Origin of the sequence: Rhodobium gokarnense (assembly GCF_025961475.1) — a bacterium.
GTDB classification, from domain to species: domain Bacteria; phylum Pseudomonadota; class Alphaproteobacteria; order Rhizobiales; family Rhodobiaceae; genus Rhodobium; species Rhodobium gokarnense.
The window spans coordinates 66,351-81,507 of the sequence record NZ_JAOQNS010000007.1 but is presented as its reverse complement, the minus strand read 5'-3'; the positions used below and the strand labels follow the sequence as shown (position 1 = coordinate 81,507).

Here is a 15,157-nt window from a genome sequence, read left to right as displayed (position 1 = left end):
GGATGTGCGGTCGTCAGGCGGCGCTGAGCGCCGCCTCGATCGCCTCGATCGCCGCCTCGGCGCGCGAGCCGTCGGGACCGCCGGCCTGGGCCATGTCCGGCCGGCCGCCGCCGCCCTTGCCGCCGAGCTCCTGGGAGCCGATGCGCACCAGGTCGACGGCGTTGTAGGCGCCGGCAAGGTCCTCGGTGACACCGACGACGATGCCCGCCTTGCCCTCGTCGGTGACGCCGACGACGACGACGACGCCGGAGCCGACGGACTTCTTGCCGTCGTCGACCAGACCCTTGAGGTCCTTCGGGCTGATGCCGCTGACGGCACGGGCGAGGAGCTTGACCTTGCCGAGATCGCGGATCGGCTGGTCGGTGTTGGCCGCACCGCCGCCGAGCGCGAGCTTCTTGCGGGCCTCGGCCAGTTCCTTCTCGAGCTTGCGCCGTTCTTCCACGAGGTTCTTGGTGCGCTCCAGCGCCTGGTTGGGCGTCACCTTCAGGAGCGCCGCGATGTCCTGCAGCGCGGCGTCGTGGCCTTCCAGGTAGCGTCGGGCTGCCGCGCCGGTCAGAGCCTCGATGCGGCGCACGCCGGCGGCAACCGCGCCTTCCGAGACGAGCGTGAAGAGGCCGATGTCGCCTGTGCGGCTGACATGGGTGCCGCCGCAAAGCTCCACCGAATAGGGCTTGGCCGGATCGGTCAGGCCGTCGCCCATGGTGACGACCCGGACCTCGTCGCCGTATTTCTCGCCGAAGAGGGCCATCGCGCCGGACTCGATCGCCTCGTCGACGGCCATCAGCCGGGTGGAAACCGGCGCGTTCTGCAGGACGACGGTGTTGACCATCTCCTCGATCGCCTCGGCCTCGTCGTCGTTGACGGGCTTGGGGTGGGCGAAATCGAAGCGCAGCCGGTCGGGCGCCACCAGCGAGCCCTTCTGGGTGACGTGGTCTCCGAGAATGGTCCGCAGCGCCGCATGGAGAAGGTGGGTGGCGGAATGGTTGGAGCGGATCGCGGCGCGCCGCTCCGCATCGACGACGGCCTCGACCGCCGCGCCCTTCTCTATCTTGCCCTCTTCCACGACGCCCATATGGACGTGGAGGCCGTCGGCCTTCTTTGCGACATCCGTCACCTTGAAGCGCCCGGCGGGGCCGACAAGGACGCCGATATCGCCGACCTGGCCGCCGGATTCCGCATAGAACGGCGTCTGGTTGAGGATGATCGCGCCTTCAGCGCCCTTCTCCAGGGCATCGACCGGCGCGCCGTCGGCAATGAGGGCGGCAACGACGCCCTCGGCCTTCATGGAATCATAGCCGAGGAATTCCGTCGCGCCGAGATCCTCGCGCAAGGAGAACCAGACGGTTTCCGTCGCCGCCTCGCCGGAGCCGGCCCAGGCCGCGCGGGCTTCCGCCTTCTGCCGCGCCATCGCTTCCTTGAAGGCGTCCGTGTCGACGGCAATGCCGCGCGGGCGCAGGGCATCCTCGGTCAGGTCGAGCGGAAAGCCAAAGGTGTCGTAAAGCTTGAAGGCCGTACCGCCGTCAAGGGTCGCGCCCTCGCCCATATCCGCCGTCGCCTCTTCCAGGAGACCGAGGCCGCGCGACAGGGTGCGCCGGAACCGGGTTTCCTCAAGCTTCAGGGTTTCCGTCACGAGCGCCTCGGCGCGGGTCAGTTCCGGGAAGGCCCGGCCCATCTCGCGCACCAGGGTCGGTACCAGCTTGTAGAGCAGCGGATCGCGCGCGCCGAGAAGGTGGGCATGGCGCATGGCCCGGCGCATGATCCGGCGCAGCACGTAGCCGCGGCCTTCGTTGGACGGCAGCACGCCGTCGGCGATGAGGAAGCTCGTGGCGCGCAGGTGATCCGCGATGACCCGGTGGCTGGCGAGGTGCTCGCCTGCCGCGGGAACGCCGGTCGCATCCTCAGAAGCACCGATCAGCGCCTTGAACAGGTCGATGTCGTAGTTGTTGTGGACGCCCTGCAGCACGGCGGCGATGCGCTCAAGGCCCATGCCGGTGTCGATGGACGGGCGCGGCAGCGACACCCGCTCGTCCTTCGTCACCTGCTCGAACTGCATGAACACGAGGTTCCAGATCTCGATGAACCGGTCGCCGTCCTCGTCCGGCGAGCCCGGAGGCCCGCCCGGAATGTCCTCGCCATGGTCGTAGAAGATTTCCGAACACGGCCCACACGGGCCGGTCTCGCCCATCGCCCAGAAATTGTCCGAGGTGGCGATGCGGATGATGCGGTCGTCGGAAAGGCCGGCGATCTTCTTCCAGAGGTTAAAAGCGTCGTCGTCCTCGGCAAAGACGGTGACCAGCAGCCGGTGCGCCGGCAGGCCGAATTCCTTGGTGACCAGCGTCCAGGCAAGCTCGATGGCGCGCTCCTTGAAGTAGTCGCCGAAAGAGAAGTTGCCGAGCATCTCGAAGAAGGTGTGGTGCCGGGCGGTATAGCCGACATTGTCGAGATCGTTGTGCTTGCCGCCGGCGCGCACGCATTTCTGCGAGGTTACCGCCCGGTCGTAGGGCCGGGTCTCAAGGCCGGTGAAGACGTTCTTGAACTGCACCATGCCGGCATTGGTGAACATCAGCGTCGGGTCGTTGCGCGGCACGAGCGGGCCGGAGGAGACGATCTCGTGACCGTTCCTGGCAAAGAAGTCGAGGAAGGAAGACCGGATCTCGTTGACGCCACTCATGGATGTCCAATGCCCTTGCTGTCGGCCCGGCGCGGCCGGTGGATTTCTGCGGCAGGTTTAGCGCGCCGGTATCATGCTGTCCACCAAGCTCGCGCGCCGCGCGCCCTGGCACCGGGGCACGAACCGATGCCGCAAGCGGTGCACCCGTTTGATGGCCACGAGGACGGAAAAAGCCGGCGCCGCCATCGGGCCGCGCCGGCTCTCATATAGGGTTCTTTGAGAGCCCGTCACGGGGCTCGTGACCAGGACCCGACGGACGTCAGCTTCCTACCGCGACGTCGTCCTCGTCGTCCGGACCATCCTGCAGGATCTGGTCGGCGATCAGTCCGGCATTCTGGCGGATCGCCATCTCGATGGTGCCCGCGATGTCCGGGTTCTCGCGCAGGAACTGCTTGGCGTTCTCCCGGCCCTGGCCGAGCCGTTGGCTGTCATAGGAGAACCAGGCGCCGGACTTCTCCACGATGCCGGCCTTGACGCCGAGGTCGAGGAGTTCGCCCATCTTGGAGATGCCCTCGCCATACATGATGTCGAACTCGACCTGGCGGAACGGCGGCGCCATCTTGTTCTTGACCACCTTGACCCGGGTCTGGTTGCCGACCACCTCGTCGCGGTCCTTGATGGCGCCGATGCGGCGGATGTCGAGGCGCACGGACGAATAGAACTTCAGGGCGTTGCCACCGGTCGTCGTCTCCGGATTGCCGAACATGACGCCGATCTTCATGCGGATCTGGTTGATGAAGATGACCATGCAGTTCGACTTGGAGATCGAGCCGGTGAGTTTCCGCAGCGCCTGGCTCATCAGCCGCGCCTGCAGGCCCGGCAGGGACTCGCCCATCTCGCCTTCCAGTTCGGCGCGCGGCGTCAGCGCGGCGACCGAGTCGATGACCAGCACGTCGACGGCGCCGGAGCGCACCAGCGTGTCGGCGATTTCCAGCGCCTGTTCGCCGGTATCGGGCTGGGAGATCAGGAGTTCGTCGAGATTGACGCCGAGCTTGCGGGCATAGATCGGGTCGAGCGCGTGCTCCGCGTCGACGAAGGCGCAGATGCCGGCCGTCTTCTGGGCCTCGGCAATGGTCTGCAGCGCCAGCGTCGTCTTGCCGGAGGATTCCGGCCCGTAGATCTCGATCACCCGGCCCTTCGGCAGGCCGCCAATGCCGAGCGCGATGTCGAGCCCGAGCGAACCGGTCGAGACGGTCTCGGTCTCGACCACCTGGCCCTGGCCGAGCTTCATGATCGAGCCCTTGCCGAAGGCCCGCTCGATCTGCGTCAGCGCCGCGTCCAGCGCCTTGGACTTGTCCATGGATTTACCCTCTACGAGGCGAAGTGCTGCCTGACCCATAACTCTGATCCCTTATTTCACGGCCCGCGCGCCGGTTCAAATCGGAACGATTGTACATGTTTTGTTCCGTCGTGGAAAGAGCCTTTTAAATCACTGTTATATTTATTGAAAATGCCGAATGTTCTAAAAATGTCCCGAGGATTTCTGGGGCCGGTCGGGCGCCAGCGCGGCGGCGCGGTGGCCGGAATCGGCTCCGTTCGCGCGTCATCCCTCGCCAGTGTCGATTCTGAAAGCGCGCGGCACCGCCCAACGCAGCGGCCACTGAGAAATACCCGCCCTCCTCGCCGGATCGGCCGCCATTTTCGCCTTGCGCTCCCCAGGCCTCCTCCCCACTTATGCCCCGTTCCGGAGAGCATTCCGCTGGTATGAGGGAAGGCGACCGGCTATCGTTCTGCCGCGACCGGGACGGGCGGAACGCCGGCGTTTCAGGAGGGAAATAGACGATGAGCGACGTGGCCTTGAAGCCGATGCAATATCTCGACCGCGCGACCACCGCGCTCCGGGACATGGGGGTGTTCCCCGACAACGTGCCGGAGGAGACGCCGGTCACCGCGCTCCTGGAACAGATTTCCGAACTCGACCCCGACCGCATCGTCATCATCAACCGCACGCTCAACCAGCAGTCCGTCTTCAACGAGGTTGTCCGCGAGCAGATCTCGGCGATGAATATCGGCCAGCGCTACGAGGAGATCACCGAGGGCTTCAACTCGATCCGCGATGATGCCAAGTCGATGGTCGACCAGCTCGACGACGGCAAGATCGACATCTTCGAGCGCGCCCAGAACATCTGGATGAAGATCGCCCGCGGCGACATCGCCAGCCGCTTCGACAAGGTCCAGGAGATCTATCTGGACGTCGCCCGCGACACCAAGGACCAGATCAAGCGCGAGAAGGTCATCCTCGATTCCTACCGCGACTTCCGCGGCGCCCTGAAGCAGGCCGAGGTGCTGGCGCTCGAAGTGCTGGAGACGGCCGAAAAGCGGCTTGAAGCCGCCAAGCAGCGGCTCAGCGACGCCTCCACCCTCGTTGCCGACTATGCCGGCGACAAGCCGGCGGAGAAGGCCCGCCTGGAAATGGCCCGCGACGAGCGCCTGCGCGAAATGCAGTCCGAGGAAGGCCGCTACCAGATCGCCAAAGACCTCTCCGACAATCTGACCATCGGCTACAACACGTCGGAAGTGGTGATGGCCCGGCTGATGCAGACGACCAGCGCCAAGGAGCGGGTCTACCAGCAGTCCGTATCGTTCTTTTCCACCAACGAGACGGTGCTGACGGCGCTGAAGGCCTCGTTCACCGGCCTCTTCGGCCTGCACGAGGCGACAGAGACGCTGAACGAGATGAAGGAGGGCGTCTCCAAGAGCCTGGAGACGCTGGCGGAGATCGGCGACATCGTCCAGGAAGAGGCGATCAAGGCCGGCTACGGCCCGACGATCCGCGCCGATGCGGTCAAGAAGCTGGTCGATTCCGTCGTCAACTTCCAGACCCGCTCGCGCGAGATCATCAACGAGATGCGCGACCTCTCCACCAAGAACTCCGCGGAAATCCGCGATGCGGTGGAAGACGGCAAGCGCCGGCTGGCGCGCCTTGCCGCCGAGGGCAACCAGGTCCTCGCCGAGCGCAGCTAAGAGGAACGGCAGGGGCACCGCCGGGTGCCCCGCCAAGACCGACCGGGGGAGGTGATGTCCGATACGGCGCAGAAGAAAGACCAGCCGCTCGACGAACTGATGATGGCGATGGACGTGGTCGACACGCTGCGCCATCGCAACCGGCTGGTGACGCGCGAGCTTGCCGCGGACCTCCGCGAAGACCAGCTCGTCGAGCGCCTGCGGGAAATCTATCGCAACCAGGGCATCGAGGTGCCGGACGCGATCCTTGCCGAGGGCGTTGCCGCGCTCGCCGAGGAGCGCTTCGTCTATGCCCCGCCCGATGCCGGCTTCTCGCGCACCCTCGCCCTCCTCTACATCCGCCGTGGAACCTTCGCCAAATGGATCGGCGGCATCGTCGTCGTCCTCGTGCTGGCTGTCGCCGGCTGGTATTTCCTCCTGGAACGGCCCCAGCAGCAGGCCGCCGCGGAGTTGACGGCCGAACTGACGACGGGCATTCCGCGTCAGATCGAGACGACCCTCGCCGCCATCTCCCGCGATGCCAAGGACCCGGCGGCCGTGGAGCGCGCCACCGTCATCGCCAATGACGGCCTCGCCGCGGCCAAGGCGGAGAATGCAGCCGCCGCGCGCAAGGCCGTCGCCGACCTGAATGCCCTGCAGGCGCAGCTTCGCCAGGCCTATGACGTGATGATCGTCTCGCGGCCGGGAACGCCGTCCGGTGCCTTTCGCGTCCCCGACGTCAACCGGCAGGCCCGCAACTACTACCTCATCGTCGAAGCCATCGACCGCAACGGCGCTGTGGTGCCGCTACCGGTCAAGAGCGAGGAAGACGGCAAGACGACAACCGTCGAGCAATGGGGCGTGCGCGTGCCGAAATCGGTCTACGACCGGGTCGCCCGCGACAAGCAGCGCGACGGCATCGTCGACGAGGCGCGCATCGGCGTGAAGCAGCGGGGCTTTCTGGAGCCGCGCTGGTCGGTCGCGGTCGAGGACGGGCGGATAACCAAGTGGTAGCGGGACCAGAAATATGATCAGCGGCCGCAACGCCTTGTCATCGATCGAGCAGGCCCTTGCCGACCTCCGGCGCGAGGAAAACGACGTCAAGGGCCGCCTGCAGGCGGCGACGGAACGGCTCGCTGCCGTCCAGGCCGAGCAGACCGACGCCTATCAGGATCTCGCCCGCTTCCGCCTCGACGATCACGCCGGGAAGGCCCTGCGCGGCCGGCTCGACACCTCGGCCAAGCGCGCCCGGCAATTGCTGGCAGAGCGCAAGGAGATCGTCGCGGAGATCACGGCGCGGCGCGAAAAGGTCGAGGCGGACCTGGAAAAGTTGACCCAACTCCGCACCGACCGGACCAAGGCACTCGAAGCTGCCGGCGAAAAGCTCGACGCGGCATCGGCCGAGGCCGAAAACGCGCTTGCCGGCAACGAGGCCTGGCAGAAGCAGCACGCGATCGTGGAGGCCGCCGCCAAGGTGATCGCCGAGGCCGAGCGGAAGGCCGAGACGGCGGAGGCCGACCGCAAGGAAAAGGGCGCACCCTACGAGGCCGACCCCCTGTTCATGTATCTGTGGGAGCGCGGCTACGGCACCTCGCGCTACAAGGCCGGCAACATCGCCCGCATGCTCGATGCCTGGGTCGCCGGGATCGTCCGCTATCAGGATGCCCGGCCGAACTACGCCATGCTGACGGAGATCCCCAAGCGCCTTCGCGAACACGTCGACAAGATGAAGGAAAAGGCGCAAGGCGAACTGGCCAAGCTGAAGGCGCTGGAAAAGGAAGCCCTTGAGCGCGTCGGCGGCGCCGGGCTCGACGTCCAGATGGCCAAGCTGCGCACCGAGATCCACGCCTTCGACAAGCGCTTCGGCGAGTTGAACGGTGAGCTCGACCGCCTGCGCGCCGAGGAGCAGCAGGTCGCCTCCGGCGAGGACGAGACCTTCAATTCGGCGGTCGCGGCCCTCGGCGAGTCGCTCAAGGACGACGATACCCGCCGACTCTGGAAGGAGGCCAAGCGGACCCCCTCGCCGGAAGACGAACGCATTCTTGAGCGGATCGAGAAAACCTACGACGACATGCACGACTGCGACATGGTCATCGAGACCGCGCGCAAGGATCTGCGCCGCATTTCCCGGCGCCGCGACGAACTCACCGAGGTCGCCCAGGACTTCCGGCGCCGGCGCTACGACGACTACGGCTCCAACTTCGCGGACGACGCCATCATCGGCTCGGTGCTCGGCGAGTTCCTGCGCGGCGGCATGAGCGGGCGCGACTACTGGAGCCGCATCGAGCGCGGCCACCGGAACCTGCCGCGCCGCGGCCCGATCGGCGGCGGCTTCCCCGGCATCCCCGGCGGCGGCGGCCCCTGGGGCGGCGGAGGCGGAGGCGACTTCGGCGGCGGCGGCGGCGGTGGCGACGGATTTTCCACCGGCGGCAGTTTTTGAGTGGTGCGGAAAGACGCGCTTAGGCGGTCGCTTCCGGCATGGTCTTAAAGGTCACGGTTCCTAGCTCGTCATCTGACGGATGCCGTCGCACGACGATTTCCACATCGCGATTGAACAGCGTCAGGAACCCCATCAGACGCTCGATCGAATATTCCCGGAAATGGCCGTTGAACATCCGCGACACCTCCGGCTGGCTGATCCCGAGGACCTTGCCGGCTGCACTCTGTGTCAGCTTTCGGGACGCCACGATGTCCTCAAGCTCGCTGACGATCCGCGCCTTGATCTGGTGGGCACCGGCATCGGCATACCGCATGTCGGCAAAGACGTTTCGGCTTCCGGTCTTCACGTTCTCGGCAGTCATCAATCGCTCTCCTCGGCCGGGTGTTCCCGGTAGTGCTCCTGCGCCACGCGCAACCTCCGCCTGATAAGGTCGATGTCAGCCTTCGGTGTGGCGATGCCGCTCTTCGATTTCTTCTTGAACGCGTGGAGCACGTAAACGACGTCCGCGAACTTGACCGTGTAGATGGCGCGAAAGGTATCGCCATCATGGTCGGCGATGATCTCTACGGCGCCTCCCAATTGACCCTTCAGCCTTTTGGAATGGCGCGGAACCTTGCCTTCCTGAACGCGGTGCAGGCCGTAACCCATGCTGTCGTGCACCGGCGCCGGAAAAGCCATGAAATCGTCATAGCTGGACCCGACCCAGCGAAGCTCCTTCAGCGGTCGCACGCGGTCGCTCATCCAAGGAATATGAGTAAATACTCATAACTTGTCAATCGATTGTGCCCGATGAGGCCGAAGTCACGGCAGGGCCGGTGCCGGCCGAAAGGCCGGCGCCGCCCGCCGCGGAAAGCCCGGTTATCCGGCAAGCGCCGTCTTGATCACCTCTTGATAGGGCGTCGTCGGGCGTCCGATGAGGCCGGAAAGCGTTCCGGAGTCGTCGAACAGTGCGCCCTTGGCGGCGCCGGCGTCGGAATCCGCCAGCAGGCCGGCGACCGGCTCCGGCAGGCCGGCACCAAGGAGCGCCGCCTTGAAATCGGCCTCCGGCAGATTGTTGTAGGCAACCTCCTTGCCGGAGAGGCGCGCGATGGCGGCGGTGAACTCGGCCAGCGTGTAGGAATCGTCGCCGGCCAGCTCATAGACCTTTCCGGCGTGTCCGTCGCTCGTCAGAACGGCCGCAGCAGCAGCGGCGTAGTCGGCGCGGGCGGCCGACGCGATCCGTCCCTCCCCGGCCGCGCCGAGGAAGACGCCGTGGGCGAGCGCAGGCGGGATCGAGGCGGCATAGTTCTCCGTGTACCAGCCGTTCCGGAGGATGACATGCGGCACGCCGGAAGCCGCCAGCGCCGCCTCCGTCTCCCGGTGTTCGACACCGAGGCCGAGCGGCGAGGTATCGGCATGCAACAGGCTGGTATAGGCGAGAAGGCCGACGCCGCCCGCCTTGGCGGCCGCGATGACGGCCCGGTGCTGCGGCGCCCGCTTGCCGACCTCGCTTCCCGAGATCAGGAGGACCTTGTCGGCGCCCGCAAAAGCGGTCGCGAGGGTGTCCGGCCGGTCATAGTCGGCGACGCGCACGGCAACGCCCTTTTGGGCAAGGTCGGATACTTTTTCGGGCGTGCGCACCGCGGCGACGATCTCCTGCGGCGGGACTTTCTTCAGCAGTTCGGCAATGACGAGGCGGCCGAGCTGGCCCGAGGCTCCGGTAACGACGATCATGGTGGACGATCCTTGTTGTCTGTTTGTCTGTCAGGACCCCGAAGATATGCCCTTGCAAACTTTTTGAAAGTACATACAAAAAGGTTAGTATGAATTTCTGGAAAGCGCCATGATCGACCGCACGCATCCGCCGGCCTCGGGCATCGCCGAAAGGCTGGCCCGGGGCGACGTCTTCAGCGAGGCCTGCCCCTCGCGCCAGATCCTGCAGCACATCACCAGCCGCTGGGGCGTCCTGGTGCTGGTCGCGCTGTCGGGGGGAACCCATCGCTTTGCGGAACTGCGCCGCAAGGTGTCGGGCGTCAGCGAGAAGATGCTGGCGCAGACGCTTCGCGCCCTTGAGACCGACGGCCTCGTCGACCGCACCGCCTATCCGGTGGTACCGCCCCGAGTGGAGTACAGCCTCACCCCGCTCGGCCGCGAGGCGGCGATCCGCGTTGAGACGCTGGTCGACTGGATCGAGGACAATCTGAGCGACCTGCAGGCCGCGCAGGCCCGAGCGGCGGTGTCGTAAAAAGGGCCTATTGCCCGAGCGCTTCCTTCACGGCCGTCGCAAGCTGCTTCAGTGTGAAGGGCTTCGGAAGGAAGCCGAATTTCTCGTTTTCCGGCAGGTTCTTGGCAAAGGCGTCCTCGGCATAGCCGGACACGAAGATGATCTTCAGCTCCGGCTGGCGCTTGCGCAGTTCCTTGAGCAGCGACGGGCCGTCCATTTCCGGCATCACCACGTCCGAGACGACGAGGTCGACCGCGCCATTCTCGCCGTCCAGAACCTCCAGCGCCTCGCTGCCGGAGCTCGCCTCGTGGACGGTGTAGCCGCGCGAGGCGAGCGCCCTTGCGGCAAAGGCGCGGACCGCCTCCTCGTCCTCGACGAGGAGGATGGTGGCATCGCCGGTCAGGTCGTTGAGCTGCGGCGCCTCGGCCACCGCCGCCTTCTTCACCTCGGCCGGAACCTCGGCCTCCACATGGCGCGGCAGGAAGATGTTGAAGGTCGTGCCCTTGCCGACCTCCGATTCCGGATAGACGTAGCCGCCGGTCTGCTTGACGATGCCGTAGACGGTGGAGAGCCCGAGGCCGGTGCCTTTGCCGACCTCCTTGGTGGAGAAGAACGGCTCGAAGATCTTCTCCATCACCTCCGGCGGCATGCCGGTGCCGGTATCGATCACCTCGATGCGCACGAATTCGGCGTCCGGCAGGCCCTGGAAATCGAACGCCTCCGTATCCTCCGGCCTGACATTGGACGTGCGGATGGTCAGCGTGCCCGATTGCTCCATCGCGTCGCGGGCGTTGACCGCAAGGTTGATGATGACCTGTTCGAACTGGTTGAGGTCTGCCATCACCGGCCACAGATCCCGGCCGTGGACGACCTTGAGCTGGACCTTTTCTCCGAGCAGCCGGTCAAGCAGCACGGAAAGGTCGGTCATCACCTCGCCAAGCTCCAACACCTGGGGCCGGAGCGTCTGGCGGCGCGAGAAGGCAAGCAGTTGCCGCACCAGGCCGGCGGCCCGGTTGGCGTTCTGCTTGATGTTCATGATGTCCTGGAACGCCGGATCGCTCGGCCGGTGGCTGGCGAGCAGGAGGTCGGAAAAGCCGATGATCGCCGTCAGCATGTTGTTGAAGTCGTGGGCGACGCCGCCGGCGAGCTGGCCGATCGCCTGCATCTTCTGGCTCTGGGCGAATTGCGCCTCCAGCGCCCGCTGCTCGGTCGTCTCCAGAGCATAGACGATCGCCGCCTCCGCCTCGCTGTCAGCCTCCGTATCGTGGGCGCCCTCCTCCACCGCGGAGACATAGAACCTGACGAAGCGGTTCTTGTTGCCCTCAAGGGCGACGTCGAAGGGCGGGATCTCGCCCTTGCCGGCGCCGGCCGCGGCGAGCGCCGCGCCGAGCCGCTCGCGGTTTTCCTCCGCGACGACGTCGGTGAGATGCGCCGGCGCGCCGGCCTCGGCCTTGGCGCCCTCGCCGAAGAGCCGCATGAACGGCGCATTGGTGCGCCCGATCCGGCCCTGACGGTCGACCGAGGCGATGGCGATCGGCGTGTTGTTGAAGAACCGGGTGAAGCGGACCTCGGCGGCGCGGAGCGATTCGGAGATATCCTCGCCGGGCGAGCGGTTGAGCACCAGCGTCCGGCTTTCGCCGCGCATTCCTTCCGCGCCGAACGGGACGCGGTGCATCAGGCGGACCGGCAGGCTCTGGCCGTTGCGCTTGACGAGGTCGAGGTCGATCAGTTCCGTCACCGTCTGGCCCGGCTCGCCGGAGATGGAATCGAACAGCACCGTGCCGTCGCCCTGGACGATGTCGGCGAGCATGATCGAGCCGACGTCGAACTGGGCCAGGTCGTAGCCGAGCCAGTCGGCAAGGGTCGCGTTGATGTAGAGGAGCCGCCCGCCCGCATCGGCGGAAAAGAATCCGGCCGGAGCATGGTCGAGGAAGTCGATCGCCCGCTGCAGTTCCTGGAACGAACTCTCCTGCTCGTCGCGGTCGCGGGTGATGTCGGCGACCCGCCAGACGGTCAGCTTGCGCTCGGCCTTGCCGCCGCCCTCGACCTGGAACGGCCGCACCCGGATGCGGTACCAGCGCGCCCCGCCCTCGCTGTCGCCGAGCGAATGGCCGAGCCGGATCTCCTCGCTCGCCGGCCGCCCGTCGCGGCCCGCCTGGGCCAGCCGGAACACCGTCTCCGCAACGCTTGGATCGCCGGAAAACACCCGCTCCACGGTGCGCACGTCACGCGGGGTCTCGGCACCGACGAGATCGGCATAGGACTTGTTGGCGTAGACGATCCGGCCCTCCGCATCGACGACGATGGTGCCCTCGCTCATGGAATCGAGGAACGCCTTGGCGAGCGCGTGGTTCTGGCTCTTGCCGGCGAACTTGATGAGCCCGATGGCGCCGGCAAAGAGCGAGAAGACGCCGATGACGGCGAGCACGCCAAGCAGCGCCAGCACATAGGGCTCGGCCTGCTCGCGGCTCATGAACGCGAACGCCCCGGCCGCCGTGACCAGCGCCACGGCAAGAAAGATCAGGAGGCCGATATTGCCCGTCCGCTCGCTGCGGTCGATGATCGGCTCCCTGGAGGACGGCGCGGCGTCGATACGGCTCATGGGTCTCCCGCAGGCGATTCAGGCGTGCCGGAGAGCATTCCCCGGCCAAACATCAATTGCAATGAAGATTGCCGTCGCAAAAACCCCGTCCCCAGATCGTTACCGGATCGATGAAAGATCCTTGTCGGGCATTCCCGGGCCGACCCCGGCCCGCCCAAACCTTGTTTCCAGTTACGTCGCCCGCCACCCCTTGGACGACTTCTGACGCATGATATAGCCGATGACCTCCGCGACTGCACGGTATTGCGCCTCCGGAATCTCCTCGTCGATGTCGACGGCGGCATAGAGCGTGCGGGCAAGCGGCGGATTCTCGATGGTCGGCACGTCGTGTTCCTTGGCCACCGCGCGGATCCTCAGGGCGACGGCATCGGTGCCCTTTGCCACGCAGAGCGGCGCGTTCATGCCGCGCTCGTATTGCAGCGCCACGGCAAAGTGGGTCGGGTTGGTGATGACCACGGTCGCCTCGGGCACCTTGGCCATCATCCGGCGCCGGCTGCGCTCGTTGCGGAGCTGGCGGATCTTCGCCTTGACGGCCGGATCGCCCTCGGTCTGCTTGTATTCGTCCTTGATCTCGCGCAGCGTCATCTTCTGCTTTTCGTGCCAGCGCTGGCGCTGCCACATGAAGTCCAGGGCCGCGATCACCGTCATCGCGGCGATGATGGCGCCGAGCAGCTTCAGCACCAACTCGCGCAGGATCGCCAGGATCGCGTTGACGTCGGCGGTTATCATGGTGTCGAGCCGGTCGCGCTCCGGATAGATGACGATCACCATCAGCGTCGCGACGATGCCGATCTTCACCACGCCCTTGGCGAAGTTGAAGAGGCTCTCGCGCGAAAACAGCCGCTTGAAGCCGGACGCCGGCGAGATCTTGGAAAGCTTCGGCTTGATCGGTTCCAGCGACCAGACCATCTGGTGCTGGATCAGGCTGCCGGCGACCGCGATCACGGCAAGCAGAACCATCGGCAGGAGCAGCGCACCGGCGAACGCCCCGCCCGATTGCCAGAACAGGATCTCAAGCGACCCGCCGTCGACCTGAATCGTGCCGGCGTGTTCCAGATAGCCCTTCAGCGACGTGCCGAGGGCTCCGGCCATGTGCGGCGACAGCATGGCGACGACGATGGCGATGCCGGCCATGGCAAACCAGGACGAGACCTCCTGGCTCTTGGCCACGTCGCCCTTCTTCAGGGCGTCGTCGAGCCGTTTTTGTGTGGGTTCTTCTGTCTTTTCTGACTGGTCGGTATCGTCGGCCACGGCGCGCTCCTAATTCACGAGAAAGCGCGTCAGGCCGGCTTCGATATGGCCGACATAGGCGGTCATGATCGCACCGATCAGGAGGAACATCAGGATGAGGCCGATGAGGATGTTGGCCGGCATCGCGATGAAGAAGATCTGGATCTGCGGCATCAGGCGGTTGAGCAGCCCTAGGCCGAAATAAAAGACCAGGCCGAAGACGAGGAACGGCGCGGAGATCTGCAGCGCCACCTGGAACGAGGAGGTGATGATCATCAGCACCATCTGGGCGGCATCGCCGATCGGCGGGATGGTGCCCGGCGGGAACAGCGTCAGGCTGTCGTGGATGCCGGCGATCGCCACGTGGTGGAGGTCGGTGGCGAAGATCAGCGTGGTGCCGAGGAGGCCGATGAAGTTGGCGAACAGCGCGCCCTGGATCCCTTGCGCCGGATCCACCGCCTGGGCGAAGGCAAGGCCGCTCTGGCTGGCGATCGTCGTGCCGGCGACCGTGGCCACCGACAGAAGCAGCCGCGTCGACAGGCCGATGGTGAAGCCGACCAGCATTTCCCCGCCGCCGAGCGCGATCAGGCGCGGGATGGTGATGTCGAGGCCGACCGGATAGAGCGGCGCGGCGGCCGGATACATCACCAGCGTCAAAAGCACCGCAAAGCCGAGCCGGGCCTGCATGGAGATCGACGTCTCGCCGAGCGCCGGCATCAGCATCAGCATGGTGCCGAAGCGGGCGAACATCAGCATGAAGATGCCGGCGATGGAGGGCAGGAGGGTGACGGTCACGGCCGGCCTACCCGGCGATGATGAGATCGGTCAGCCGGGCCATATAGGTCGACAGCACCTGTCCGATGAACGGCAGCGAGACCATCATGGCAAAGAAGATGGCGAGGATCTTCGGCACGAAGACCAGCGTCATTTCCTGGATTTGGGTCAGCGCCTGGAACAGGGCGACGACGACGCCGACGGCCAGCCCGACGATCATCATCGGACTGGCCACCTTGATCAGCGTCCAGATGCCCTCGCGGGCGACGTCGAGAACTTCAAGGCCGGTCATGG

At 66.0% G+C, this 15,157-nt stretch carries 13 protein-coding genes; 4 read left to right on the top strand and 9 right to left on the bottom strand.

Annotation, left to right across the window (positions count from 1 at the left end; genetic code table 11):
- Positions 1-13: 13 nt before the first annotated feature.
- The gene (alaS, locus tag M2319_RS13400) at positions 14-2,671 is read right to left on the bottom strand and encodes an alanine--tRNA ligase (RefSeq protein WP_264601970.1); all 2,658 of its coding nucleotides are present in this window, start codon (positions 2,669-2,671) and stop codon (positions 14-16) included.
- 259 nt (positions 2,672-2,930) lie between these two features.
- Positions 2,931-4,010 carry a recombinase RecA gene (gene recA / locus M2319_RS13395; RefSeq protein ID WP_264601969.1) on the bottom strand — a complete coding sequence of 360 codons (1,080 nt, stop codon included), beginning with the start codon at positions 4,008-4,010 and terminating at the stop codon, positions 2,931-2,933.
- Positions 4,011-4,453: 443 nt separating this feature from the next.
- Here recA and M2319_RS13390 point away from each other — a divergent pair, with 443 nt between their 5' ends.
- Genes M2319_RS13390 through M2319_RS13380 form a run of 3 tightly spaced genes read left to right on the top strand, consistent with a single transcriptional unit; the run spans position 4,454 to position 8,054 of the window.
- Positions 4,454-5,635: a cell surface protein gene (locus M2319_RS13390; protein WP_264601968.1), complete on the top strand. Its 1,182-nt coding sequence runs from the start codon at positions 4,454-4,456 to the stop codon at positions 5,633-5,635.
- A 54-nt stretch (positions 5,636-5,689) separates the two neighbouring features.
- A complete protein-coding gene (locus M2319_RS13385; RefSeq protein ID WP_264601967.1) occupies positions 5,690-6,628 on the top strand; it encodes a DUF6384 family protein in 939 nt (312 codons plus the stop codon).
- A 13-nt stretch (positions 6,629-6,641) separates the two neighbouring features.
- Complete coding sequence (locus M2319_RS13380; RefSeq protein ID WP_264601966.1) at positions 6,642-8,054, top strand: coiled-coil domain-containing protein; 1,413 nt, start codon at positions 6,642-6,644, stop codon at positions 8,052-8,054.
- Positions 8,055-8,073: 19 nt separating this feature from the next.
- Here the strand turns inward: M2319_RS13380 and M2319_RS13375 are convergent, their stop codons facing one another.
- The 3 genes from M2319_RS13375 to M2319_RS13365 all read right to left on the bottom strand — a co-directional run bounded on the left by M2319_RS13375 (position 8,074) and on the right by M2319_RS13365 (position 9,767).
- Positions 8,074-8,415, bottom strand: a complete 342-nt coding sequence (locus M2319_RS13375) for a helix-turn-helix domain-containing protein (RefSeq protein WP_264601965.1) — start codon at positions 8,413-8,415, stop codon at positions 8,074-8,076.
- Positions 8,415-8,783 (bottom strand): type II toxin-antitoxin system RelE/ParE family toxin, encoded by a 369-nt coding sequence (locus M2319_RS13370; RefSeq protein ID WP_319801784.1) that lies wholly within the window; start codon positions 8,781-8,783, stop codon positions 8,415-8,417. Before M2319_RS13370 ends, M2319_RS13375 begins: the two co-directional genes overlap by 1 nt.
- A 129-nt stretch (positions 8,784-8,912) precedes the next feature.
- A complete protein-coding gene (locus M2319_RS13365) occupies positions 8,913-9,767 on the bottom strand; it encodes an SDR family oxidoreductase (RefSeq protein ID WP_264601963.1) in 855 nt (284 codons plus the stop codon).
- A gap of 109 nt (positions 9,768-9,876) precedes the next feature.
- Here M2319_RS13365 and M2319_RS13360 point away from each other — a divergent pair, with 109 nt between their 5' ends.
- Positions 9,877-10,278, top strand: coding sequence for a winged helix-turn-helix transcriptional regulator (locus tag M2319_RS13360; protein WP_264601962.1), 402 nt, complete (start codon positions 9,877-9,879; stop codon positions 10,276-10,278).
- A gap of 7 nt (positions 10,279-10,285) precedes the next feature.
- Here the strand turns inward: M2319_RS13360 and cckA are convergent, their stop codons facing one another.
- The 4 genes from cckA to fliQ form a co-directional block, all read right to left on the bottom strand.
- The gene (gene cckA, locus M2319_RS13355; protein WP_264601961.1) at positions 10,286-12,859 is read right to left on the bottom strand and encodes a cell cycle histidine kinase CckA; all 2,574 of its coding nucleotides are present in this window, start codon (positions 12,857-12,859) and stop codon (positions 10,286-10,288) included.
- A 171-nt stretch (positions 12,860-13,030) separates the two neighbouring features.
- Complete coding sequence (gene flhB, locus M2319_RS13350; RefSeq protein ID WP_264601960.1) at positions 13,031-14,110, bottom strand: flagellar biosynthesis protein FlhB; 1,080 nt, start codon at positions 14,108-14,110, stop codon at positions 13,031-13,033.
- 9 nt (positions 14,111-14,119) lie between these two features.
- Positions 14,120-14,884 carry a flagellar biosynthetic protein FliR gene (fliR, locus tag M2319_RS13345; RefSeq protein WP_264601959.1) on the bottom strand — a complete coding sequence of 255 codons (765 nt, stop codon included), beginning with the start codon at positions 14,882-14,884 and terminating at the stop codon, positions 14,120-14,122.
- Positions 14,885-14,891: 7 nt separating this feature from the next.
- Positions 14,892-15,155 carry a flagellar biosynthesis protein FliQ gene (gene fliQ, locus M2319_RS13340; RefSeq protein WP_264601958.1) on the bottom strand — a complete coding sequence of 88 codons (264 nt, stop codon included), beginning with the start codon at positions 15,153-15,155 and terminating at the stop codon, positions 14,892-14,894.
- Positions 15,156-15,157: the final 2 nt, after the last annotated feature.

Coding starts and splice junctions, on each gene's coding strand:
- alaS (WP_264601970.1), bottom strand. CDS start 2,671: ATGAGTGGCGTCAACGAGATCCGGTCTTCCTTCCTCGACTTCTTTGCC.
- recA (WP_264601969.1), bottom strand. CDS start 4,010: ATGGGTCAGGCAGCACTTCGCCTCGTAGAGGGTAAATCCATGGACAAG.
- M2319_RS13390 (WP_264601968.1), top strand. CDS start 4,454: ATGAGCGACGTGGCCTTGAAGCCGATGCAATATCTCGACCGCGCGACC.
- M2319_RS13385 (WP_264601967.1), top strand. CDS start 5,690: ATGTCCGATACGGCGCAGAAGAAAGACCAGCCGCTCGACGAACTGATG.
- M2319_RS13380 (WP_264601966.1), top strand. CDS start 6,642: ATGATCAGCGGCCGCAACGCCTTGTCATCGATCGAGCAGGCCCTTGCC.
- M2319_RS13375 (WP_264601965.1), bottom strand. CDS start 8,415: ATGACTGCCGAGAACGTGAAGACCGGAAGCCGAAACGTCTTTGCCGAC.
- M2319_RS13365 (WP_264601963.1), bottom strand. CDS start 9,767: ATGATCGTCGTTACCGGAGCCTCGGGCCAGCTCGGCCGCCTCGTCATT.
- M2319_RS13360 (WP_264601962.1), top strand. CDS start 9,877: ATGATCGACCGCACGCATCCGCCGGCCTCGGGCATCGCCGAAAGGCTG.
- cckA (WP_264601961.1), bottom strand. CDS start 12,859: ATGAGCCGTATCGACGCCGCGCCGTCCTCCAGGGAGCCGATCATCGAC.
- fliQ (WP_264601958.1), bottom strand. CDS start 15,155: ATGACCGGCCTTGAAGTTCTCGACGTCGCCCGCGAGGGCATCTGGACG.